This is a genomic window from Dongia sp. (genome assembly GCF_041910485.1).
Lineage (GTDB): Bacteria > Pseudomonadota > Alphaproteobacteria > Dongiales > Dongiaceae > Dongia.
On the sequence record NZ_JAYRQR010000056.1, the window covers coordinates 1 to 1761 of the forward strand.

The 1761-nt window shown below is 61.1% G+C and carries 1 protein-coding gene and 1 pseudogene; both read left to right on the forward strand.

Going from position 1 to position 1761, the window contains the following annotated elements; genetic code table 11:
- Window positions 1-264: pseudogene (locus ACE3PP_RS18625) on the forward strand (phenylalanine--tRNA ligase subunit alpha); the annotation flags it as partial.
- Window positions 265-285: 21 nt separating this feature from the next.
- A partial coding sequence (gene pheT / locus ACE3PP_RS18630; protein ID WP_374384776.1) for a phenylalanine--tRNA ligase subunit beta occupies window positions 286-1761 on the forward strand: 1476 nt, incomplete at its 3' end.

Sequence of the window (1761 nt, forward strand, 5' to 3'; positions counted from 1 at the left end):
CCGTCCTTCTTCCCGTTTACCGAGCCGTCGGCCGAAATCGACGTCGCTTTCATGAGCGGTGCGCTGAAGGGCCGCTGGCTCGAGATCGCCGGCTGCGGCATGGTCCATCCGAACGTCTTGAAGATCGCCGGCATCAATCCGGAAAAATACACCGGCTTCGCCTTCGGTTTTGGCCCGGACCGCCTGACCATGCTGCGCTATGGCGTCAACGACCTGCGCCTGTTCTTCGAAGGTGATCTGCGTTTCCTGCGTCAGTTCGCCTGATACCCTTTTCGAGACTCATCCATGAAATTCTCTGAATCCTGGCTGCGTAAGCTCGTCGATCCCAAGCTGACGAGTGAGGAACTTTCCCATCTGCTGACCATGGCCGGCCTTGAGGTCGAGGCGCTTGATCCGGTTGCGCCGGCCTTCGATAGCGTCGTTGTGGCGCATATCCTGGAAGTGGTCAAGCACCCCGACGCTGATCGGCTGAACGTTTGCCAGGTTGATACCGGCAGCGGTACGCCGACCACCATTGTTTGCGGTGCTCCCAATGTTGCTGTCGGTTTGAAGGTGCCGTGTGCGCTACCCGGCGCCAAGCTGCCAGGGGATTTCACGATCAAGATCGCCAAGGTGCGCGGCATCGAATCCTCGGGCATGCTGTGCTCGGCGAAGGAATTGGGGATCGATGAGGATGCCTCAGGTTTGCTCGTTCTGCCGGCCGATGCGCCTGTCGGACAGAGCATTCGCGAATATCTCGACCTCGACGATAACCAGTTCGAGCTCAAGCTGACGCCGAACCGCGCCGATTGCTTGTCGCTGCTTGGTATTGCGCGTGAGGTTGGGGCCATCACCGGTGCTACGACCAATCTGCCGGTCGTGCCGGAAGTCCCTGCCAGCATCGCCGATCAGCGCACCATCGTGCTGGATGCGCCGGAGGCTTGCCCGCTTTATTGTGGTCGCGTCATCAAGGGGGTCGATGCCAAGGCGTCAACACCGGAGTGGATGAAGCGTCGTCTGGAACGTAGCGGTATCCGCGCCATTTCTGCGCTGGTCGATGTCACCAATTATGTGATGCTCGAATTGGGCCAGCCCTTGCATGCCTTCGATAACACCCGACTCGAAGGCGCGGTGCATGCTCGTCTGGCCAAGCCGGAAGAAAAGCTGCTGCTCCTGAACGAGCAGACCATTGCTGTTGATGCTGATGTGCTGATGATTGCCGACGATGGCAAGCCGCTGGCCATGGCCGGTATCATGGGCGGCGAGGAGAGCGGGATTACCCTGGACACCAGCGAATTGTTCCTGGAATCCGCCTTCTTTGCACCCAAGGCCATTGCCGGCCGTGCGCGTCGCTACGGCTTCGGTTCCGATGCATCGCACCGTTTTGAACGGGGCGTCGATTTTGGTGGCGTGCGTCGTGCCATCGAGCGCGCCACCCAACTGATCATCGATATCTGCGGCGGCCAGGCGGGGCCGGTCGTCGAAGCCAAGGCTACGTTGCCGGCACGCCAGCCGGTGCGTCTGCGTACCGCGCGCGCCGAGAAGGTACTTGGTCTGCCGCTGGGGGCTGAGCGTATCGCCGGACTGCTCCGGGGGTTGGCGCTGTCCTTCGAGCAGCAGGGCGATGATTTCCTGGTCACGCCGCCGTCGTGGCGCTTCGACATGGAAATCGAGGAAGATCTGATCGAAGAGATTGCCCGCCTGTATGGTTACGACAACATTCCATCGCCGGCGCCGCGTGGCCGCATGGAAATGATGGTGCAGCCCGAAGCGCAGCGGCCG